Source organism: Phenylobacterium sp., assembly GCF_036563285.1.
Taxonomy (GTDB): domain Bacteria; phylum Pseudomonadota; class Alphaproteobacteria; order Caulobacterales; family Caulobacteraceae; genus Phenylobacterium.
In genome coordinates, this window is sequence record NZ_DATCMR010000008.1 from 216,602 (window position 1) to 237,677 (window position 21,076).

Here is a 21,076-nt window from a genome sequence, read left to right on the forward strand (position 1 = left end):
CTCAGGCCGGCGCGAGCGGCTTGGCGAGCTCGGCTCTCAGCTGGCGGCGCAGCAGCTTGCCGGTGTCGTTGTAGGGCAGCGCCTCCCGGAATTCCCAGACCTCCGGCGTCTTTGTGGAGCGCAGGCGCTCCCGGACGAAGGCGGCCAGCTCGTCGGGCGTCGGCCGCGCCCCATCGGCCACAATCACCGCGGCGACCTGCTCCCCCCACTGCACATCCGGCAGGCCCAGCACGGCCACGTCGCCCACCGCCGGGTGCTGGCGCAGCACGTCCTCGATCTCGCCGGGCGAGATGTTCTCGCCCCCGCGCACGATCACGTCGTCGAGCCGGCCCTCCACGAAGAGGTAGCCGGCCTCATCCATCGAGCCGCCGTCATTGGTGGGGAACCAGCCGTCGTCGCGCACGGCCTTCCTGTGGGTGTATTCGCCGGAGACCTGCTCGCCGCGGACGTAGATCTCGCCGTGCTGGCCAGGCGGCAGCACCTCGCCGTCCGGCCCGCGGATCTCCAGCTCGACGCTGGGCAGCGGCCGGCCGACCGAAGCCAGCCGGTGGCGCACGGCGGGGTCGTCGGAGGCGATGGCGGCGCGGTGGTCGTCGGGCCCTAGAACGGCGATCGTCGAGCTGGTCTCGGTGAGCCCGTAGGCGTTTACGAAGTCCACGTGCGGCAGGAGCTCGAGCGCGCGCTCGATCACCGGCAGCGGCATGCGGCCGCCGCCGTAGGAAAGCGCGCGCAGCGCTGGCAGCCACTCTCCAGTCTTCTCCAGCACGTCGAGGATGCGGCCCAGCATGGTGGGCACCAGCATCGCGTGGGTGATCTGCTCCGCCGCCGCCAGGTCCACCCAAGCCCCCGGCGTGAAGGCCGGCAAGTGGACGATGCGTCGGCCCGCGTAGACGCCGGTCAGCACCGCCGAGATGCCAGCGATGTGGTACGGCGGCACGCTGACCAGCGCCGCCTCGTCCTCGTCGGCGCCGAGGAACTCCACGGTGGAGATCACATAGGCCCCCAGGTTGGCGTGGCGCAGGATCGCGGCCTTGGGCTCGCCGGTGGTGCCGCTGGTGAACAGCAGCACCGCGATGTCCGGGTCGGCGGAGGGGGGCTCCGCGTCGCGCAGCGCCTCGTCCAGGCAGGCGGCGTCGAAGGCGCTGCGGGCGACCACCGTCACGCCCTCCGGCGCCGTCAGCCGCCGCAGCATGTCGTCGTCAACGATGGCCACGGACGGCGCGGTGCGCGCGAGGAGGCGGGCGAGGTCGGCGTCCGGCAGGCGGTAGTTCAGCGGCGCGAAGGACCTGGCGATCAGGCCGCTGGCGAAGATCGCCACCGGGAGCGAGGGCCCGTTCAGGCCGACGAAGGCCACCGTCTCTCCGGCATGCTGCAGGAGCCAGTTGGCGCCGGCCCGCGCGCGCCGACGCAGCTCGTCGAAGCTGATCCCTTCCGCGCGGCGGCCGAGCGCCAGCCGGTCGGGGGCGGCGTCGGCGACCATGTCGAGGAGGAGCGTGGTCTGCACGGGCCTAGTCCGAGGACGGGAGCTTCTTGGCGTCCTTGGCCCCGATGGCCTGGCCGTTCACCGAGATCGAGCCGGCGCCGCCCTTGGAGCAGAGCACCTCCAGTCCGCTCTCGTCGTCGGAGAACCGCTTGCCGGGCTGAGTGCCGGCCGAATGGTCTGGCGACAGGGCGAGCCCTTCCGGCTTGGCTTCCGTGTGGGCGAGGACGGGATGGCCGCCGACCTCCAGGCTCACCGGCGACTTCGGCGGGCGCACCACCACCAGTTCGGTGTCGCAGACGGCGCTCTTCCAGCGCGATCCCGGCTTCAGCTCCACGGCGTTCCCCTCGTTGCTTTGGCTGCGCCCAAACTGCGGCGCCCGCCGCACGATCTCAAGCGTGCGGCGGGCGCCACGGCGTTCAATTCAGAGGCGGCGGGCCGCTTTGGGCCCGCCGCTCTGGGACTATAGGTCCGGCGTCTCGGACTGCTCGCGGGCGAAGCGGCGGTTCGGCGCGCCCACGTTCAGCTCCTTGGCGTCGAGGCCGCCGTCCTTGTTGGCGTCGAGCGTCGCGAACTGCTTCTTGAGGAACTCGGCCCGCGGACCGCGCAGCTCGGAAAGCTCCACCACGCCGTTCACGTTGTCGTCCAGGGCTCCGATCATCTGCGACTGCTGGAGCGCCACCTGCAGGTCGTCACGGACCTTGTCGACGGTCTCGTCGGCCCACCGGTAGTTCACCCGGAAGTACATCATCTCCTCGTGGGACTGCTCGCCCCAGGTGACGTTGATCTTCGGGTCCGGGTTGGCGTGGTTGTGCGGCGAGTTGTCGTACACCCACGTCGCCACCAGCTTGGTTCCGGCCTTCACCAGGATCGGCTCCACGGGGTCGTAGTCCCGCTGCCAATTGAAGTCGTACTTCGGCAGGGAGAGCAGCATCTTCTCCTTGCCGTCCGGCGTGATGGCCTTCAGCTCCACGTGCCGCCCACGGTAGTGGGAGTGCGGGTAGAGCGTGTAGATGTAGGCGTCGGCCGGGAAGGTCATGTACGCGACCTCCTTGTGCCGGGCCTCGCCCGCGGGGATGAACAGGGCGAAGTCGCCGATCACCACCGAGCGCTTGATGTACTTGGGCTTCTCCTTGGTCAGGTAGAAGCCGACCAGCGACTTGTCCTCGGCTTCCTTGCCGAAGGTCGTGTAGTGCATCTGGAAGTTCAGCTCGCCGCCGCCGGGGACGGGCGCGCCCGCGCCTTCACCCATGACCTGGGCTTCGGCGCCCGGCGTGTAGGAGCCCACCGAACCGCCCGGGATCTTTGCCCGCGGCAGCTTGGGGTCCGGACGGTGGTTCGAGACCACGTGGTGCAGGACCCGGCGGTCACCCGGCTTGATCGAGATGGCGCGCAGGAAGGTGTCCTCGCCGAAGGGGTTCTTCACCCGCATGTTCTGGTAGGGGACGATGCCGGTCGCCGGCACCTTGAAGGCCGGCAGCTCGACGATCACGTCGGGCTTGCCGAGGCTTTCCGGCCACTCGGCCGCGACGCGGGTCTTGTTGACCAGCAGCGGGTCGGCCCCGTCGCCGCGCGGCGAGCCGGCTTCGATCCAGTGGACCAGCTTCTTGGTCTGCTCGGCCGTCAGGCCCTGGTCGTTCTTGAAGTGGCCGATATGCGGGTCGGCGAAGTACGGGGGCATGCGCTTGGTGCGCACGCTCTCGCGGATCATCGGGGCAAAGCCCTTGACCACCTCGTAGCTATCCATGGCGAAGGGACCGATGCCGCCCTTCAGGTGGCAGCTGACGCACTTCTCCTGGAGGATCGGAGCGACCTCCTTCGAGTAGGAGATCTTGGAGAACTCGGCTTCCTTGCCGCGGGTGGCGAAGGGGATCAGCTTGCCGGCCTTGAAGTCGACGCGCTGCACGCTGGCCTTGCCGGCGAGCACGGCGTCGATCGCCTTGGCGGTGTAGGCCTGCTTGGCCGGGGCGCGGGTGTTCGGTGCTGCCGCCGCGAAGCGGTCGTCCAGGGGGCCGTGGTAGACGACGCGCCAGGTCTTCGGCTCGATGACGAACACCTCGCCCTCGCGCTGCACGCGCAGCGATTCGCCGACCAGCTGCTGCTCGTCCATCAGCACCGGGATCTCGACGCCGGTGGCCTTGGCCTCGGCCGACACCAGCTCGCGGGACTGGCCGGGGGTGGAATTCAGCATGAAGAACAGCACGCCCTTGGCAGCGTAGGCGGCCTTGAGCTTGGCCAGCTCGCCGGCGGCGGCCTTCGAGTACGGCGAGCCCGCCGTCTCGGTCATCAGCACGATCGCCGGCGCATAGCCGTAATAATAGAGCTGATGCGCGAAGCGCGTGTGGTCGGTGAGCTGGAAGTCGTCGACCCGCTCGGGGGCCCCCGACGTGACGCTCTGCGCCTGTACGACGCCCACAACGCTGATGCCCGCGAGCGTGACGCCCGCCGCAACCGCAACCGCTGCCAGAACTGACTTCATCCCGTTCCTCCCAGAGGGGGTGGTCTATAACACCGTTTTTGTACAGACGTGTTGCAGGCGCGCCAAGAATCCGGGGCGGCGAAGCGCCGCGTTCGATGCCGCCTGCGATGCAGGGGAAGCCTATGGATTTGCACGCTTATCTTGACCGTATCGGCTGGCGCGGGGAGGCCCGGCCGGACCTCGCGACGCTGCGCGAATTGCACCGCTCGCACCTGCTGGCGATTCCCTACGAGAACTTTGACGTGCAGCTCGGCCGGGCCGTGGGGCTGGAGCCGCAGGACGCGTTCGCCAAGATCGTCGAGCGGCGCCGCGGCGGCTGGTGCTACGAGATGAACGGCCTCCTAGGCGCGGCGCTGGAGGCGATCGGGTTCAAGGTCACGCGGCTGGCGGGGGGCGTGCACCGCGCGGCCATGGGCGACGTGATGGTGGGCAACCACCTGGTGCTGCGGGTCGACCTGGAGGAGCCCTGGATCGCCGACGCGGGCTTCGGCGACGGCAGCCTGGAGCCCTACCCGCTGAAGGAAGGCGCGTTCACGGCGCATGGCTTCGACTTCCGGCTGGAGCGGCTCGGCAACGGCTGGTGGCGGTTCCACAACCACCCGTTCGGCGGCGCGCCGAACTACGACTTCCACGAGGAGGCCGGGGATCCCGCCCGGCTGGCCGAGCGCTGCGGCTTCCTGCAGAGCGCGCCGGAGTCGCCGTTCGTGATGAACGCGGTTGTCCAGCGGTTCACACCCGACGGCCTGCTGCAGATGCGCGGCAGGACGTTGCGGCGGGTCACCCCGGCCGGCGCGGCCGAAGAGCTGATCGGCTCGGCGGACGCGTACCTGGAGGTGCTCGAGCGCGAGTTCGGGCTCGTGATGCCGGAGGCCGCCAGCCTGTGGCCGCGCATCGAACGCCGCCACGCGGAGCTGTTCGGCGAGCCGGCCTAGGGTGTTACACGCCGCGTCAGGCCTAGTTGCACGACTCAGCGCGACAACTCTCGAAGTTGCCTAACCTGCTGACCTACAATGAGAAAGATCGTCTCATCGAGTGTACAGCCACGTCGCCTGGCCACCAAATATTTGCGTTACCGCCGAAGCGCGAAGCCCACCCGCAGCGTGCGGGGCGCCGCGAAGCTTTCGATGCCGTCGGCGGTCTCGCCGACCTCGAGCGTCTCGTCGAAGATGTTGTCGGCGGCGAGGTAGACCTCGGTGGTCTCGCTCAGCGACCAGCCGATGCGGGCGTCGACGCCCAGCCCGGGGGAGAGCCGGCGCGTGTTGAGGTCGTCCTCCCAGCGCATGCTCTCGTAGCGAAGGTCGGCGGAGAGGCTCAGCGCGCCGATCGGGCGCCAGTCGAGGCCTGCGGTCACGGTGAGCTCCGGCGTCTGCGCCGGGCGCTTGCCGGTGAGCTGCGGGGCGGACGAGCCGCCGTCCACCTCGGCGTTGGTGGCCGCGAAGGCGAGGCGCCAGCCCAGCGCCTCGCCGAAGTCGCCGTCCGCCTCGCCTTCGACGCCGAAGGCCTCGATCTCGCCGGCGTTTTGGCGCTGGCGCAGCACCCCGCCGGCCGGGACGAAGCCGGCGGTCGGGAAGTTCCCGGGGCCGATGCCGATGGTGACGTTGGCGATCGGGTCCTTGATGCGGTTCCAGAAGCCGGTCAGCGCCCAGCGGAACGGCGCCTCGCCGCCGATCCCGGCCTCCAGGCCGGCCAGGGTCTCGGGCTCAAGACCGGGGTTGGCCTCGGTGATGTCGTTGCCGACCCGGAACGGCCGGTGCAGCTCGTTGAGCGTCGGCGGGCGGAAGCCCAGGTAGCCGGCGCCGCGCAGCCATAGGGCCTCGGAGAGGCTGTAACGCACGCCGAACCGCGCGGTGGGCGTCGTGCCCTCGGCGTCCGGCGAGGTCTGGTTGAGGGTGGAGGCGCCGTTCGCCAGGTCCCACTCCCGGCGCAGCGACTCGGTGTTGCTCCAGGTGTCGATCCGCGCGCCCCCGGTGACGATCCAGGGCCCGCGGTCGAGCGCGGCTTCCAGGTAGGCGCCGCCGACGAAGGTCTCGCCGCCGGCCTCGCGGCCGCGGGTGAACTGGCCGGCCATGAAGCGGAAGCGCTCGCGGGTGAAGCCGTGGGTCCAGCGCGCGTCGCCGCCGGCCTCCCAGGCGATGTCGCCCCACTGTCCCTGCAGGGCGGCGTTGAGGCCGAAGCCCTGGGCGGGCGTGTTGTACTGGTCGTTGGCCGGCGTGGTGGTCGCGCGTCCGGCGGCGACGGCGACGGAGGAGTTCTTGAGGTCGCTGCCGCGCGCCCAGGCCTGCAGCCGCCAGCCGCCGACGCCCTCGCTCGCCGGCTTGCCCAGGGTGAAGGTGGCCGAGAGGCCAGACGCGATGGAACGCGCGCCCCGAAGCCCCGCGTTGCGCCGCTCCTCGTAGGCCCCCAGGCGCGCGGCGGCCTGGATGTCGCCCAGCTGGCGCTGGACGCGGAAAGCAAAACTGGCGTCGTGCAGGTCCACGGGCGTGTCCGCCGCGCCGGCTGCGGGCTCGCGCACCGCCATGTAGCCGGAGGTGGTGGAGGCCGCGCCGGTGACCAGCACGCCCGGCCCGCCGATCGCCGCGCCGAGGCGGTAGGTCTCCCGCTCGCCGGCGGAGACGTCGAGAGCCGCGACGCCGTCCTGCGCCGCCCGCTCCTGCAGGGCGATGACGCCGGTCAGCGCGCCGGCGCCATAGGGCCCTGCGCCCGCGCCGCGGACGATGGTCGCGCCGTCGAGCCCCTCGGGCGGCAGCGCGCTCCAGATGACCCAGCCGCCGAACGGATCGTTCTGCGGCGCGCCGTCGAGGGTGACCAGCGCCCGCCCCGCGCCCGACGGCGCAATGGAGCGCAGGGACACGCCTTGGGTGGTGGGATTGGCCGCGCCGGAGCCGGTGCGGCGGAACAGCGACACGCCGGGGGCGTGCTTCAGCGCCTCGTCCAGCCTCGGCGTTGCGCGCAGCTCGTCGGCGCCGATCTGCACCGCGCTGAAGGCCGCCTCGCCGCCCAGCGGCGCCAGGCGCGGCGGATAGACGATGACCACCTCGACTTCGTTGACAGGCGGAGGCGGTGGCAGATCGGCCATATCTATTTCAACTCTCTTGGAATTTCCCCCGGGTCTTCTCGCCGGTCGGCGCAAGGGCTATCCAGCCGCGATGGGATTAGCAACTAACAAGGTCGCAATCGTCACCGGCGCCGGCAGCGGCATAGGGCGCGCGGTGAGCCTGGCCCTGCTGGGCGCCGGCTGGTCGGTGAGCCTGGCCGGCCGCCGTGCGGAGGCGCTGGAGGAGACCGCGGCGCTGGCGGGCGAGGCGCGCGACTGGGCGATGCCGGTGGCTGCCGACGTCAGCGATCCGGCGGCCGTCGAGCGGCTGTTCCAGGCCACGAAGGCGCAGTTCGGCCGCCTCGACCTGCTGTTCAACAACGCCGGTTCCGGCGCCCCGCCCGTGGCGCTGGAGGACCTGTCGCTGGACCACTGGAAGCGGGTCGTCGACGTGAACCTCACCGGCGCCTTCCTCTGCACCCAGTGGGCGTTCCGGCTGATGAAGGACCAGGACCCGCGCGGCGGGCGGATCATCAACAACGGCTCGATCTCGGCGCATGTCCCGCGGCCGCGCTCCGTGGCCTACACGGCGACGAAGCATGCGATCACCGGGCTGACGCGGTCGGCGTCGCTGGACGGGCGGGCCTACGACATCGCAGTCGGGCAGATCGACATCGGGAACGCGGCGACGGAGATGACCCAGCGCATGGCGTCGGGGGTGATGCAGGCGGATGGGAGCATCGGGCCGGAGCCGGTGATGGACGTGCAGGCGGTGGCGGATGCGGTGCTCTACATGGCCGGGCTGCCGCTGAGCGCCAACGTGCAGTTCATGACGGTGATGGCCACGAAGATGCCGTTCATCGGGCGGGGGTGATGGGGAGCTGTTCCCTCTCCCGCTGGGCGGGAGAGGGTCGGGTGAGGACCGGCTCGCGCAGAGCAAGCGCACTGGATGTCGGCTCAAGGGCGCGCGGCGGTGGCTACGACCCTGCGAGCGGGCCTGGCATCCAGCGCTGGCCCAGCCGGGCCTCACCCCGGCCCTCTCCCGTTCGCTTCCGCTCTCGGGAGAGGGAGCTTAGGCGGCGTTCGCCTGAGCGGGCTCGGCGGGCGCTTCTGAGACCGGCTTCAACCCCTCGGCGCAGGCGGCGGTGTAGTCGTCCATGAGCTGGGTGCAGTAGCCGAGGTTCAGGGCCATGAGCTCCGCCGGGTCGCGCACGCCGCCGAGGGCGCGCCAGTAGTCGGCGATGGCGCGGCCTCGCCGTTCGATCAGGCCCAGACCCACGCCCACGGCCGCGGTCGCGACCTCCGGCAGGACGCTCCGCGGCTCTTCGATTCCCGACATGTCACTCAACCCCGCTGGTCCCCCGACCTGCGAAGCTTCAGCCTACCACCGGGTCAAACGGCCGCGCGTTCACATTAGATGGAGGCTAGTCGGCGAAGGCGGGCTCGCGCTTCTGGAGGTTGGCCATCACCGCCTCGACCTGGTTGGTGGAGCCGATCAGGGCCACCTGCTCCCTGGTCTCCTCCAGGAAGATCTTCGCGATGTCGGCGTCGGATTGCGCCAGGTTGAGCAGGCGCTTGCCGCCGCGGATGGCGTGCGGGTTCTTGGACGCGATCTCGCGGGCCATCGAAAGCGCCTCGGCGCGCGGGTCGGCGGCGACGCGGGTGGCGAGGCCCATCTGCACGGCCTCCTCGCCGGAGAAGACGCGGCCGGTCCAGGTGAGCTCGCGGGCCACGTCGTCGCGGATCAGGCCGCGCATCAGCACGATGCCGCTCATGTCCGGCACGAGCCCCCACTTGATCTCCAGCACGGCCATCCTGGCGTCGGGCGCGACGATGCGGATGTCGGCGCCGAGCGCCAGCTGGAAGCCGCCGCCGAAGGCCACGCCGTGCACCGCGGCGATCACCGGCACCGGGATCTCGCGCCAGACGTAGCAGGCCTGCTGGGCGCGGTTGGCGCCGGCTTCGGTGCGCCCCTTGGTGAGCTCCTCGACGGTGCGGTTGCCGCCCTGGCGCTCGCCCGAGGCCATCTGCTGGAAACTGCCCATGTCAAGGCCGGCGCAGAAGGCGCGGCCCTCGCCGGAGAGCACCACCGCGCGGATCTCCTTGCGGCCCTTCAACTCCTCGCCGGTCTCAACCAGCGCCTCGAACATGGCGTTGTCGATGGCGTTCATCTTGTCGGCGCGCACCAGGCGGACGTCGGCGACGCCGTCCTGGATGTCCACGGTCACGCGATCGGTCATGGCGTCCTCCTCAAGAGCCTGCGCGCGCCAGGATATAGCCTGAGCGCGGGAAATGGATGTGCAGCCGGCCGAGATCGGCGTCGTCGCGCACGATCGTCACCCGCTCGTCGGTGGCCGCCACGAGCGGACCCTCGATGGGATCCTTGCCGTAGTCGTCGGCGGCGACGCTGACCGGATCGCCAGGCGCAAGGTCGGGGTCGGTGTGCTCGGGGGCCGGGGCGGGCTGCGCCGCGCGGGCGGCGTCCAGCGCCTCGGCCGGCGTCATCTCGGACCGGCGGCCATGGCCGATCGCGCGGACGCGGTCGCGCCAGGCCAGGGTGCGCGGCAGGCCGTCCAGCAGCTCGTCGGCGACCTTCGGCGCGGCGAGGCCCAACCACCAGACGTTCATGTAGCCGGCGACGTCGGCCAGCGAGGCCTGCTCCCCGCCGAGGAACTCGGCGCCGGCCAATCCGGCCTCGATCTCCTCGGCGTGATGGCGCCAGGCCTGCCGCATAGTCGGCGCGGCGGTCTTCATGGCAGCGGTGTCGAAGGGACGGCCCGACAGCTTCTCGCGGTCGGCGATGAATTCGCGCGGCACGTTCTCGCCGATCTCGCCGAACACCAGCACCACGGTCGCCTGGAACCACGGCCGGTCCGCCGCCAGGTTGGCCTCCCAGTCGCCGCCGTGGATCACCTTGGGCCCGGGGAAGCGCCGCTCGATCTCGGCGAGGATCACCTTGGTGTCGCAATAGACGTCCGCGCCGGCCTGCATCACCGGGATGCGCCGGTAGCCGCCGGTGAGCGGGACGAGCTGCGGCTTCGGCATGATCACCGGCTGGATCACGCTGCGCCAACCAAGCCCCTTCACCCCGAACATGACCCGCGGCTTCTCGCTGAACGGCGAGGTGTCGTAGTGGTGGAGGATCAGCTCGGGCACTCAGGCGCCCTTCCCTTCTCGGCCGCGATGGCCCGACGCCGTGAGCCTGTGCCGAAAGGACGCCACGTCAAGCAACCCCGCGTCAGAACGGCGAGGCCAGGGCCTCGTCCTTCTGCGCCGCCTTCGCGCGCTGGAAGGCGGGGCGGGCATTCAGGCGCTCCCAATAGGCGCGGATTTGCGGGGAGAACGTCTCGTCCAGCTTCAGGTGGTGGGCGAGCAGCAGAGCGTAGCCCACCGACGCGTCGGCCAGGGTGAAGCGGCCGGCGACGAGCCAGTCGCGGCCATCGGCGAGCGCCCGGTCGATCCAGCGCAGGCGGCCTAGGAACCACTTGGCGTAGTCCTCGGCGACCACTTCCGCCTTGCCCGGCTCCAGGCGCGAGTAGCGGAGCACGATGGCCTGGGGGAAGGTCAGGCTGGCCTCGCCGAACACCAGGAAGTTCAGCCAGGCGCCGTAGTCGGGCTCGTCGGGCGCGACGCCGAGCTGCGGGCCGTACTTCACCGCCAGGTACTGCAGGATCGCGGCGGACTCGGTCATGAAGGTCTCGCCGTCCCTGAAGGCCGGGATGGTGCCGAGCGGGTTGATGGCGAGGAACTCCCTGGCGTGCACGCGCGGGGGGAACGGCAGGAGGTGCAGCCGGTAGTCGACGCCGAGCTCCTCCAGCCCCCAGAGCACCCGGAAGGAGCGCGCGTCGGCGCAGTGCCAGAGCTCGATCACGGTTCGCGCAGCTCCTCCACCAGGTTGCGGGAGAGCGCATTCAGTCGCGCCGGCCTGTTCAGGGTGGCCCAGACAACTTCGCCGTCCTGCCGCAGCTCCAGGTCGGCCATGGTGGGCCCTCCGCGCCTCGTCGGCCCCATGCTTCCCGCCGCAGCCCCGCGTGGCAAGCCTGCCCCGGCGTCAGCGTTGACCCTTGCGGCGGGCGGCGAGCATCTTCGCTCATGGATCTCTCCCGTTCCGTCCAGGGCTCCACTGTGCTGGTCACCGGCGCCGCCAGCGGCATGGGCCGGGCCACGGCGGAGGTCTTCGCCGCGGAGGGCGCGCACGTGGCGCTGAGCGACATCCGGCTGGAGAGCGTGCGCGGGGCGGCGGACGACCTGGCGCACCGGGGCTTCTCGGCCGAGGCCTGGGCGCTGGACGTCGCCGACGGGGAGCAGATCAAGGCAGTGGTGGGGGAGGTCGTCCAGCGGTTCGGCGGGCTCGACATCCTCGTGAACAGCGCCGGGATCAGCGCCTTCTGCGCCATCGACGATCCGCACTATGACGCCGTGTGGGACCGGGCGCTGGCGGTGCTCCTGACCGCCCACCAGCGGCTGGTGCGGGCCGCCCTGCCCCACCTGCGCAGGTCCAAGGCGCCGCGGATCGTCAACATCGCCTCCACGGAGGCGCTGGGGGCCACCTCGCGCGACAGCGCCTACGCCGCCGCAAAGGCGGGCGTCACCGGCCTGACCCGCGCGTTGGCGGTGGAGCTCGGCAAGGACGGCATCACGGTCAACTGCATCTGCCCGGGCCCGATCCTCACCGGCATGACAGAGGCCCTGCCGGAGGCCGACCGACAGACCTTCGCCAACCGCAGAACGGCGCTGCGCCGCTACGGCCAACCTGAGGAGGTGGCGCACATGACGCTAAGCCTTTGTCTGCCCGCCGCCTCCTACGTCACCGGCGCGGTGATCCCGGTGGACGGCGGGCTGATGGCGCGCAACGCCTGACTACTTCTTGGTCTGCAGGTAGGCGATCACCGCCTGGCGGTCGGCCGGTTTGGCGACCTTCACGAAGGCCATGCTGGTGCCGGGCGCGACGCCGGCCGGATTGGCCAGGAACCTGTCGAGCTGCTGGGGGGTCCAGGTCGTGCGCGTCGAGATCTTCTTCAGCGCCGGCGTATAGCCGGCAAACGACCTGTCGGCGGCGGCCTTGCGCCCCACGACCCCGGCCAGGTGCGGCCCGGCCAAGCTCTTCTGGCCGCGCGCCACCGCATGGCAGCCGGAACACTGCTGGAAGACCTGCTCGCCCTTCTTGGCGAGGGTCTGTGCGGACGCGCCCGTGGCGGCCAGGGTCAACGTCAGCACCAGGAGACTACGAACCACAGGTCCTCCGTACTCGTTCTTCGAGAGTTCAAGACACGCGGGGGCTTCCCTAGCGCAACCCGAAGCAACGCGCGATGCTTCAGAGCGATGCAGGCGCCTTTTACCCGTCGAGCCCTCATCGCCGCTGCGGCGGCGCTTGCGAGCTGCCGCCCCAGCGCCGCGGAGACCCAGACCCCGATGCCCGAGACAGGCCCGCTGACGAAACGCAGGATACCCGCCTCGGGAGAGGAACTGCCGGTGGTGGGGCTGGGCACCTGGCAGGCGTTCGACTTTGGGCGCGGCGGGGCGGAGCACGCCCAGGCGCGCGAGGGGCTGCAGGCGTTCGTGGCGGGCGGCGGGACGCTGGTGGACTCCTCGCCCATGTACGGCCAGGCGGAGGCGCGGGTCGGCGACCTCTCGGCAGAGCTGGGTATGAGGCCGAAACTGTTCCTGGCCACCAAGGTCTGGACCCGCGGCCGCGAAGCCGGCGTCGCCCAGATGCGCGACTCCCTGCGACAGATGCGCGCCGACGTGATCGACCTGATGCAGGTGCACAACCTGCTCGACCTCGACGTCCACATGGCGACGCTGCGGGCTTGGCAGGAGGAGGGCCGCGTCCGCTACGTGGGCGTGACCCACTACCACCAAGGCGCCTACGAGGCGCTGGAGGCGGCCATGCGGCGCTATCCGCTCGATTTCATCCAGATCAACGCCTCGGTCGCCGAGCGGGAGAGCGAGGCGCGCATCCTGCCGCTGGCGGCGGAGCGCGGCATGGCGGTGCTGATCAACCGGCCGTTCGCCGGCGGTGACGTGTTCGCGCGCGTCCGGCGCCTGCCGCTGCCGGAGTGGGCGGGAGAGATCGGCTGCACGAGCTGGGCCCAGGTGCTGCTGAAGTACGTGCTCGCCAACCCGGCGGTCACCTGCGCCATCCCCGGCACGCGCAATCCCCGCCACATCGCCGACAACCTGGGCGCGGCGCGGGGCCCGTTCCCGGACCCGCAGATGCGCAAGCGGATCGTGGAGGCGGTGGCGGGGGCCTAGTCCCCTTCGAACCTGCCTGGCCGCTTCTCGCGGAAGGCGGCGATCCCTTCGCGCTGGTCGGCGGTGCGGCTGGCGAGCAGGAACTGGTCGCGGTCCATGTAGATGGAGGCGTGGGAGGTGGCGGCGGCGATGGCGTTCACCGCCTCCTTGGTCATGCGCACGGGGAGCGGCGGCAGGGCGGCGACCTTGTCGGCCAAGACGTGGGCGGCGGCGAGCGCCTGGCCGGCCTCGACCAGCTCGTCGCACAGGCCCCAGTCTAGGCACTGAGCGGCGTCCGCCTTCTCGCCGAACATGACGTAGCGCTTGGTCCTGGCCGGTCCGATGAGCGCCACGAGCCTCGGCAGGGTCCGCCAGCTCATGTTCATGCCGAGCGGGACCTCGGGCAGGCGCATGTAGGCCCCCTCGCCCATCAGCCGGAAGTCGCAGGCGACGGCGAGCGCGCAGGCGCCGCCGATGCAGTAGCCCTCGATGGCGGCGATGGTGACCGCCTCGATCTCCTGCCAGGCGCGGCAGAGGTCCGGGCCGGCCATCACCGTGCGGCGCTGCTCGATCAGCTTCGGCTGCTCGCTCCCGCCGCGGCCGGAGAGGTCGGCGCCGGCGGAGAACCAGGTCTCGGCGCCGGTGAGCACCACCGCCAGCACGTCGGTGCGCAGGCGCAGCAGGCGGGCGGCCTGGGTCAGCTCCTCCATCAGCTCGGCGTTAAGGGCGTTGCGGGCCTCGGGTCGGTGCAGGCGCACCTCGACGACCGCCTCGCGGCGGCTGACCCGGATCGTCTTCCAGTGGGTGTCGAACAGCGCGTCCATCAGCTTCTCCCTGCCGCCGAGGCGCCGGCGATGCGGCCGAAGACGGCGCCCGCCATCAGGCCCGTGCCGCCCGGATAGTTCTCGTAGAAGAGCCCGCCCACCAGCTCTCCCGCCGCGTAGAGGCCGCGGATCGGCTCGAGGTCCACGTCCAGCACCTGGGCGTTCCGGTCGATCCTGAGGCCGCCGAAGGTGAAGGTGATCCCGCAGGTGACGGCGTAGGCCTCGAACGGCGGCTCATCGAGGATGTTGGCCCAGTTGGACTTCGGGATGGGCAGCTCCGCGCGGCGGCCGTCCTTAACGTTGGGATCGAAGGGGACGTCGGCGCGGACGGCGGCGTTGTAGGCGCGCAGGGTCTCCAGCGCGCGGGCGCCGTCGGTGTCCTCCAGCTTGGCGCAGAGGTCTTCCAGGGTGTCGGCGGTGACCCGGGTGACCTGGCGGATGCGGTACTCGTCGCGCAGCAGGTGGCGGACCTTGGCGTCGAAAACCTGCCAGGCGAACTGGCGCGGCTGCGCCAGCACCTCACGGCCGTATTTCGCGTAGGTGTAGTTGCGGAAGTCGGCGCCCTCGTCGAGGAACCGCATCCCCCGGGCGTTGATCAGCACGCCGAACGGGTAGGAGTGCTTCTGGAAGGCGTCGCCGACGGCGAGGTCGCCGAACTCCGGGGCGTTCTTCTCCCACTGCACGGCGTGGCAGCCCGACCACTGGCCTGCCGGCATGGCGCCGATCTCCAGCGCCATCCGCAGGCCGTCGCCGGTGTTGAACCGGCTGCCGCGGACCTTGGCGAGGTCCCAGCCGGGGCCCAGATAGCGCGTCCGCCACTCGGTGTTGCCCTGGAAGCCGCCGGCCGCCAGCACCACCGCGCGGGCCGGAAGGTCCCGGGTGCGGCCGTCCTGCTTGACCCGCACGCCCTTCACACCCTCGTCGTCCAGGATCAGGGACAGGGCGCGGGCGCCGTAGCGGACCTCGATCCCCTCTCGGGCGGCGATGCGGGTCCAGGCCTCCAGCAGGCCCGGGCCGCCCTGGTGCGCCTCGACGGTGAGGCCGCCCCAGAACCTGAACCGGCCGCCGACCTTGAAGGCCTGCCGCCCCCAGATCGGCGCAAAGCGGTGGCCCTTGGCGGCCATCCACATCATCGTCGAGCGCGAGCGGGTGACCAGCAGCTCGCAAAGCTCCGGATCGGTGCGGTACTCGGTGACCCGGCCCATGTCCTCGAAGAACTGGGCCTCGGGGTAGGCCCCGAAATCGGTGGCGGCGCACTCCTCGTCCGTCAGGTCCGGCATCAGGGCGCGCAGGTCGTCCACGCCCTCGTAGGCGAAGCGCATGGCGCCGGCGGTGAAGCGGGTGTTGCCGCCGCTGAGCGGCTCGGGTGCCCGCTCCAGCACGAGCACGCTCGCGCCGGCCCCGCGTGCGGCGGCGGCGGCGGCGAAGGCCGCGTTGCCCGCGCCGACGACGATGACGTCGTGCAATGCGTCCCCCCTCTCTTTTTTCTTGCGAGCAATCTAGGCTGCGGGCGGCGCGCGTAAACTGCCGCCAACGACGAGATGGGGAAGAGACAGATGCTCAAGGGACTTGCGGTCGCGCTTTCGCTGACGCTGGCGGCCACCGCCGCCCAGGCTGCGGACTACAAGGCGCCGCGGACCGCGTTCGGCCAGCCGGACCTGCAGGGGACCTGGACCAATGCGTCCCTGACCACCCTGGTGCGGCCGGCCGGCTACAAGTCGCTGACCATCCCCGAGGCCCAGGCCAAGGCCTTCGAGCAGCGGCAGGCGCAGATGCGCGACGCCCAGAACCGTCCCTCCGACCCCACCGCCGGCGCGCCGCGAGTGGGCAACGACCCGGGCGGCTACAACAACTTCTGGGTCGATCCCGGCACCCACATGGGGCGGATCAACGGGGAGGTCCGCACCTCCTGGATCGTCGATCCGGCGGACGGCCAGCTGCCCTACCACGCCGAGGGCAAGAAGCTGTTCGAGAAGACCCAGAACTACGTCCGCAACACCTTCGACGGTCCCGAGACCCGGCCGCTCGGCGAGCGCTGCATCCTGGGCTTCGGCTCCACGGCCGGGCCGCCGATGCTGAACGTGCTCTACAACAACAACTACCAGATCGTGCAGACGCCGGATTACGTGACCATTGTAGTGGAGATGAACCACGACGCCCGCGTCATCCGCCTGAACGACCGCAAGCATCCGCCCCGCAGCATCAAGAAGTGGATGGGCGACAGCGTCGGCTGGTGGGAGGGCGACACCCTGGTGGTCGAGACCACCAACTTCCACCCCGACGAGTCCTTCCGGCCCTATTTCGGCAACTCGATCTACATCTCGACCGACGGCAAGGTGACCGAGCGGTTCACGCGGGTTTCGAAGGACCAGATCCTGTACCGGTTCACGGTGGACGACCCGAAGGTCTATTCGAAGCCCTGGACCGCCGAGATGCCGCTGAACGCCTCGGACAAGCCGGTCTACGAGTACGCCTGCCACGAGGGGAACTACTCCCTGCCCGGCATCCTGGCCGGCGCGCGGGTGGCCGAGAAGGAAGGCCGCAAGCCCGAAGCCGTGGACGTCAGCGAGTAGGCGGAACAGCCACGCTCCGGAAGCGTTGCAATGGGCAGTGAGGGAGGCCGCCCAGTGTCCGCGTCCGAGCAGTACATCCTGATGGCCGAGCAGGCGCTCAAGATGGCCAAGACCGAGATCTCCGAGGAGCGGCGGCGAGCCATCGTCGACATCGCGCTCGCCTGGAGCCGGCTGGCCGCCGACGAGCGCAGCTTCGCGCCGGTCCCGCGGCCCGCCAACGAGGTCTCCCCGCCCCTCGCCTGACAACCACCGCGCCTGCCCCTATGCTGCCCGGCGCAACGCGGGGACGTCCTTGCCGCCTGAACCCGAGCCAGCGCCGGCCACGGAACCCCCCGCCACGGGCCGCGGGCGGGTGCGGACGCTCGTCTACCGCGCCATAGGGGTCGCCGCCGTGGCGCTGGCCACCGCCGGGGTGTTCCTGCCGTTGCTGCCGACCACCGTCTTCCTGCTGGTGGCGCTCTGGGCCTTCGCGAAGGGCTCGCCGGAGCTGGCCGACAGGCTGCGCGCCCACCCCCGCTTCGGGCCGGTGCTGCGGCGCTGGGAGGAGAGGCGGGCGATCCCCAACGGCGCCAAGGCCACCGCCGTGGCCATGATGGGCGTCAGCTGGACGATCCTGGCGCTCACCGTCCACAACCTCTGGGTCACCGGCGGAGTCGGCCTCCTGCTGCTGGCGGTGGCGGCCTATGTCGTCACGCGGCCGTCGGCCTGAATGGCGCGTCCGCAGACCCACCCGCGGCAAGCCTTGCGGCATCGGATCACCGCCTATGCCATGACGGTCGTCGCCACCGCCGTCTGCGCGGGCGCGCGTCTGGCGCTCGAGCCCATCTTCCATCAGCGCTCCAGCTTCCTGCTGTTCGTCCCCGCCCTCATGGCCGGCGCGGCGATAGGGGGCGTCGGGCCGGCGTTGCTCGCGACCGTGCTCGGGCTGGCGGTAGGCTTCATGTTCAGCGGAGAGGCGCTCATCGCCGATCCCGCGAACCTGGTGAGCGCCGTGGTCTTCGTCCTCCTGGGCGCGGCCAGCGGCGTGGCTGGCGCGTGGCTGCGCCGCGAGGCGCAGCAGCGCGCGGCGGCGCTCTCCGACGTGGAGTCCCGCGAGGCCCACCTGCAGTCGATCCTAGCCACCGTGCCGGACGCCATGATCGTAATCGACGAACGGGGCGTCATGCAGTCGTTCAGCGCCGCGGCCGAGCGGCTGTTCGGCTGGACGGCGGCCGAAGCCATCGGCCAGAACGTCTCCATCCTGATGCCCAACCCGTACAGGGACGCCCACGACGGCTACCTGGACCGCTACATGACCACCGGCGAGCGGCGGATCATCGGCATCGGCAGGGTGGTGGTGGGCGAGCGGCGCGACGGCTCGACCTTTCCCATGGAGCTGGCGGTGGGCGAGATGCGCTCCGGCGACCACCGCTTCTTCACCGGCTTCGTGCGCGACCTCACCGAGCGCCAGACGACGGAGCGCAGGCTGCAGGACGTGCAGGCCGAACTGGTCCACGTGGGCCGCCTCACCGCGATGGGCGAGATGGCCTCGGCCCTCGCCCACGAGCTCAACCAGCCGCTCTCGGCCATAGCCAACTACGTGAAGGGCTCGGTGCGCCTGCTCGATCAGGAGCCGGTGGACCGCGAGAAGGTCCGCTCCGCGCTGTCGAGCGCCGGCGACCAGGCGCTCAGGGCGGGCGAGATCATCCGGCGCCTGCGCGACTTCGTCGGCAAGGGTGAGGCGGAGAAGCGCATCGAGAGCCTGCCGCAGCTGCTGGAGGAGGCCGGCGCGCTGGCCATGGTCGGCGCCAAGGAGCGCGGCGTGCGCCTGCGGTTCGACATCGCCAAGCCGGTCGACCTGGTCCTCGCCGACAAGGTGCAGATCCAGCAGGTGGTCCTGAACCTCATGCGAAACGCGGTCGACGCGATGGAGGACACGCGCAAGCGCGACCTGCTGGTGGCCGCCGAGCCCGCGGCCGACGACATGGTGATGGTCTCGGTGGCCGACACAGGCCCCGGCATCAGCCCGGAGATCGCCGACCACCTGTTCCAGCCGTTCATGACCACCAAGCAGCAGGGCATGGGGGTGGGGCTTTCCATCTGCCGCACGATCGTGGAAGCACACGGCGGCCGCATTTGGGTGGAGACCAACCCCGCGGGGGGCGCGATCTTCCGCTTCACCCTGCGCGCCGTGCCGGAAGGGGAGCTTGCCGAGTTTGAGTGACGCCATCGTCCACGTGATCGACGACGACGAGGCCATGCGCGAGTCGCTGGCTTTCCTGTTGGACACCGCGGGCTTCGCGGCGCGGACCTACGAGTCCGCCGTGGCCTTCCTCGGCCGCTCCGGGGAGCTGGAGCCGGGCTGCATCGTCACCGACATCCGCATGCCGGAGATGAACGGGCTGGAGCTGGTCAGGAAGCTGAAGGAGCGAGGTGTCCCGCATCGCGTGATCGTCATCACCGGCCACGGCGATGTGCCGCTGGCGGTGGAGGCCATGAAGGCCGGCGTGGTCGACTTCCTGGAGAAGCCGTTCAATGACGACGCCCTGCTGGGCGCCGTGCGCTCCGCCCTGGACGCCTCAGAGCGCGCCAGCCAGCAGGACGCCGAGAGGAAGCGGTTCGAGACCATGCTCGAGAGCCTGTCGCCCCGCGAACAGGACGTGCTGCGCGGCGTCGTCGCCGGCAAGCCCAACAAGATCATCGCCTACGAGCTGGGGATCAGCCCGCGAACCGTGGAGGTCTACCGGGCCAACGTGATGACCAAGACCGGCGCCGGCGGCCTCTCAGACCTCGTGCGGATGGCCCTGCTGGCCGGATTCTAGGGCTCAGCGGCCGCCGGTCAGGTAGTCGATCAGCACGCTCATGTTCTGGATGTAGGCGCCTGTGGAAATCCCCACCGGCGGGTTGTCGGCGGGATACGGCGAGGTGTCGGTGAAGTCGCCGACGTGCGTCGTCGCATAATCCCCGTCGGGCTTCGCCGGCGGCTTGGCGCCCGTGTAGGGGTGGCTCTGCGAGACCAGGGGCGTCGGCCAGTAGCCCTCGGCGTCGAGGCTGGCGACCAGTTGCCGGGCGCGATCGGCCGGGATCTGCTTGGCGGTGCGGTCGGCGCGGACGTTGAGGTCCGAGGTCTGCAGGTCCCGCGTCGCGAAGTACTTCGGCAGCGGCACGAAGCTCGTGGCCATCAGCGGCGAGCTCTTGGTCACCTCCTCCGGCTTCGCCGCCTTCAGCCGGTCCAGCCTGCGGCGCATGCCGGCCAGGTCGATCTTCCGGAAGCCCGAGTAGTGGGCCAGCGTCCGCTCCGGGCTGTAGTCGACATAGTATGCCCCGTTGACGATGTTGGAGCCGCGCCGGTGGACGTAGAGCGGGCAGTCCGTGCCGATTTCGATGAAGGTCGGGTGTGTGCGCCCGTCCGGCCGGGGCTTGGCCAGCTTCACCTTCTCCAGCCAGTCCAGCCCCTCGCCCACGCGGGCCAGGTACTTCGTGTCCCCGGTGAGCTCGTAGAAGGTCATCAGCCAGTCGAGGTTCGAGGCCGTGGTGTGGGTGGCGAACGCCTTCGGTTCGTAGCTGCGCGCGGCGGCCGGCTTCAGGTCCGGCCCGTGCTGCAGGCCCCAGCCCGGTTGCGGCGGGCCCTGCTGGGTCACCACGAAGCTGTCCATGGCCCGGCGCACGGCCGGCAGCGCGCGGGGGGCGCCCAGCGCCTGGTGCACCATGATGAGGAACTTGATGTTCTCGCCGGCCACGTCGTCATTGAAGGTGATGTAGCCGGTGTAGTCGCCCGCGAACGCCGGCTTCGGCGGCCAGCGCTGCGGCCAGCCGCCGTTCGGCATCTGGCTGTCGAGCACGAAGCCGATCGCGCGGTCGAGCGCGGGGCGCCACTTCGGATCGCGTTTCTCCATGTAGAGGCGCAGCAGGAACTGCATGGCCTCCGACGTGCCGGCGTCGTCGAAGGTGGCGTTGCCCCAGTTGTGCTGGAATTCCTCCATCCTCCAGGCGTTCTTGCCGTAGGTGTCGTACCAGTCCTGCAGCGAGCCCTCGCCGGCGAAGTCGATCAGGTAGTTCCAGCCGCCGCTGGGGTGCTGGCCCCAGGCGAGCGCCTCGGCCGCCTTCTCCGCCGCACGGTAGTAATAGTCGTCGCCGGTGGCATGGTAGGCGTCGAGGAACAGGTGCCCCATCGTGGCCGTGCCCGGCGGCTGCACCCACACCATGGTGGGCTTGGCCTCCAGCTCGCCCCAGCGGCGCTTGAAGTCTGAGGTGTAGGACCAGACGTAGCCGCCGTTGTAGGCGACCTTCTCCACCATGAACTCGGTGGCCTTGCGCATGGTGGAGAGCACCTGCTCGCGGGGCGGCGCCTGGGCTGCGGCCGGCGCGGCGAACAACAAGGCGGCCATCACGGCGACCAGGGCCCGGATCATGCGCGTCTCACTCCCACTCACTTTCCCAAGCTATAGCGCCATTGCCACCGGTGTCATAGGC

General features: G+C 70.7%; 21 protein-coding genes. 9 read left to right on the plus strand and 12 right to left on the minus strand.

Translation table 11 applies throughout. The annotated features are described in order from the left end of the window. Position 1: 1 nt before the first annotated feature. The 3 genes from VIL76_RS09350 to VIL76_RS09360 all read right to left on the minus strand — a co-directional run bounded on the left by VIL76_RS09350 (position 2) and on the right by VIL76_RS09360 (position 3,959). The gene (locus VIL76_RS09350; RefSeq protein WP_332044752.1) at positions 2–1,504 is read right to left on the minus strand and encodes a class I adenylate-forming enzyme family protein; all 1,503 of its coding nucleotides are present in this window, start codon (positions 1,502–1,504) and stop codon (positions 2–4) included. 4 nt (positions 1,505–1,508) lie between these two features. Continuing rightward, a complete protein-coding gene (locus VIL76_RS09355) occupies positions 1,509–1,817 on the minus strand; it encodes a hypothetical protein (RefSeq protein ID WP_332044753.1) in 309 nt (102 codons plus the stop codon). Positions 1,818–1,943: 126 nt separating this feature from the next. Continuing rightward, positions 1,944–3,959 (minus strand): hypothetical protein, encoded by a 2,016-nt coding sequence (locus VIL76_RS09360; RefSeq protein WP_332044754.1) that lies wholly within the window; start codon positions 3,957–3,959, stop codon positions 1,944–1,946. A 122-nt stretch (positions 3,960–4,081) separates the two neighbouring features. On the opposite strand from VIL76_RS09360, the gene VIL76_RS09365 reads away from it, so the two are divergent. Further along, a complete protein-coding gene (locus tag VIL76_RS09365) occupies positions 4,082–4,891 on the plus strand; it encodes an arylamine N-acetyltransferase family protein (protein ID WP_332044755.1) in 810 nt (269 codons plus the stop codon). A 137-nt stretch (positions 4,892–5,028) separates the two neighbouring features. Here VIL76_RS09365 and VIL76_RS09370 read toward each other — a convergent pair whose 3' ends face one another. After that, on the minus strand, positions 5,029–7,035 hold the full coding sequence (locus tag VIL76_RS09370; protein WP_332044756.1) for a TonB-dependent receptor: 2,007 nt from the start codon (positions 7,033–7,035) through the stop codon (positions 5,029–5,031). 70 nt (positions 7,036–7,105) lie between these two features. Between VIL76_RS09370 and VIL76_RS09375 the strand changes: the two genes are divergently transcribed. Continuing rightward, a complete protein-coding gene (locus VIL76_RS09375) occupies positions 7,106–7,867 on the plus strand; it encodes an SDR family oxidoreductase (protein ID WP_332044757.1) in 762 nt (253 codons plus the stop codon). Positions 7,868–8,065: 198 nt separating this feature from the next. On the opposite strand, the gene VIL76_RS09380 is transcribed toward VIL76_RS09375, so the two are convergent. The 4 genes from VIL76_RS09380 to VIL76_RS09395 all read right to left on the minus strand — a co-directional run bounded on the left by VIL76_RS09380 (position 8,066) and on the right by VIL76_RS09395 (position 10,864). Beyond that, the gene (locus VIL76_RS09380) at positions 8,066–8,332 is read right to left on the minus strand and encodes a hypothetical protein (protein ID WP_332044758.1); all 267 of its coding nucleotides are present in this window, start codon (positions 8,330–8,332) and stop codon (positions 8,066–8,068) included. Between the two features lie 85 nt (positions 8,333–8,417). Then, a complete protein-coding gene (locus VIL76_RS09385) occupies positions 8,418–9,233 on the minus strand; it encodes a crotonase/enoyl-CoA hydratase family protein (RefSeq protein WP_332044759.1) in 816 nt (271 codons plus the stop codon). A gap of 10 nt (positions 9,234–9,243) precedes the next feature. Further along, positions 9,244–10,149 (minus strand): glutathione S-transferase family protein, encoded by a 906-nt coding sequence (locus tag VIL76_RS09390; RefSeq protein ID WP_332044760.1) that lies wholly within the window; start codon positions 10,147–10,149, stop codon positions 9,244–9,246. Positions 10,150–10,231: 82 nt separating this feature from the next. Beyond that, positions 10,232–10,864 (minus strand): glutathione S-transferase family protein, encoded by a 633-nt coding sequence (locus tag VIL76_RS09395; protein ID WP_332044761.1) that lies wholly within the window; start codon positions 10,862–10,864, stop codon positions 10,232–10,234. Between the two features lie 221 nt (positions 10,865–11,085). Here VIL76_RS09395 and VIL76_RS09400 point away from each other — a divergent pair, with 221 nt between their 5' ends. Beyond that, on the plus strand, positions 11,086–11,853 hold the full coding sequence (locus VIL76_RS09400; protein ID WP_332044762.1) for an SDR family NAD(P)-dependent oxidoreductase: 768 nt from the start codon (positions 11,086–11,088) through the stop codon (positions 11,851–11,853). Here the strand turns inward: VIL76_RS09400 and VIL76_RS09405 are convergent, their stop codons facing one another. Beyond that, positions 11,854–12,228: a c-type cytochrome gene (locus VIL76_RS09405; protein ID WP_332044763.1), complete on the minus strand. Its 375-nt coding sequence runs from the start codon at positions 12,226–12,228 to the stop codon at positions 11,854–11,856. 177 nt (positions 12,229–12,405) lie between these two features. Between VIL76_RS09405 and VIL76_RS09410 the strand changes: the two genes are divergently transcribed. After that, the gene (locus tag VIL76_RS09410; protein WP_332044764.1) at positions 12,406–13,248 is read left to right on the plus strand and encodes an aldo/keto reductase; all 843 of its coding nucleotides are present in this window, start codon (positions 12,406–12,408) and stop codon (positions 13,246–13,248) included. On the opposite strand, the gene VIL76_RS09415 is transcribed toward VIL76_RS09410, so the two are convergent. Then, on the minus strand, positions 13,245–14,051 hold the full coding sequence (locus VIL76_RS09415) for an enoyl-CoA hydratase/isomerase family protein (protein ID WP_332044765.1): 807 nt from the start codon (positions 14,049–14,051) through the stop codon (positions 13,245–13,247). The genes VIL76_RS09410 and VIL76_RS09415 overlap by 4 nt on opposite strands. Further along, positions 14,051–15,517, minus strand: coding sequence for an FAD-dependent tricarballylate dehydrogenase TcuA (gene tcuA / locus VIL76_RS09420; protein ID WP_332044766.1), 1,467 nt, complete (start codon positions 15,515–15,517; stop codon positions 14,051–14,053). Before tcuA ends, VIL76_RS09415 begins: the two co-directional genes overlap by 1 nt. 90 nt (positions 15,518–15,607) lie before the next feature. Between tcuA and VIL76_RS09425 the strand changes: the two genes are divergently transcribed. The 5 genes from VIL76_RS09425 to fixJ are packed head-to-tail and all read left to right on the plus strand — an operon-like array spanning position 15,608 to position 19,425. Next, entirely contained in the window at positions 15,608–16,624 is a 1,017-nt protein-coding gene (locus VIL76_RS09425; protein WP_332044767.1) for a hypothetical protein, read from the plus strand. A 54-nt stretch (positions 16,625–16,678) separates the two neighbouring features. Further along, positions 16,679–16,867, plus strand: coding sequence for a hypothetical protein (locus tag VIL76_RS09430; protein WP_332044768.1), 189 nt, complete (start codon positions 16,679–16,681; stop codon positions 16,865–16,867). Between the two features lie 49 nt (positions 16,868–16,916). Further along, the gene (locus VIL76_RS09435) at positions 16,917–17,333 is read left to right on the plus strand and encodes a YbaN family protein (protein ID WP_332044769.1); all 417 of its coding nucleotides are present in this window, start codon (positions 16,917–16,919) and stop codon (positions 17,331–17,333) included. 60 nt (positions 17,334–17,393) lie between these two features. Continuing rightward, positions 17,394–18,827 (plus strand): PAS domain S-box protein, encoded by a 1,434-nt coding sequence (locus VIL76_RS09440; RefSeq protein WP_332044770.1) that lies wholly within the window; start codon positions 17,394–17,396, stop codon positions 18,825–18,827. Continuing rightward, on the plus strand, positions 18,820–19,425 hold the full coding sequence (fixJ, locus tag VIL76_RS09445) for a response regulator FixJ (protein WP_332044771.1): 606 nt from the start codon (positions 18,820–18,822) through the stop codon (positions 19,423–19,425). The genes VIL76_RS09440 and fixJ overlap by 8 nt, the downstream gene beginning before the upstream one ends. Before the next feature lie 3 nt (positions 19,426–19,428). On the opposite strand, the gene VIL76_RS09450 is transcribed toward fixJ, so the two are convergent. Beyond that, positions 19,429–21,015: a pectate lyase gene (locus VIL76_RS09450; RefSeq protein WP_332044772.1), complete on the minus strand. Its 1,587-nt coding sequence runs from the start codon at positions 21,013–21,015 to the stop codon at positions 19,429–19,431. Positions 21,016–21,076: the final 61 nt, after the last annotated feature.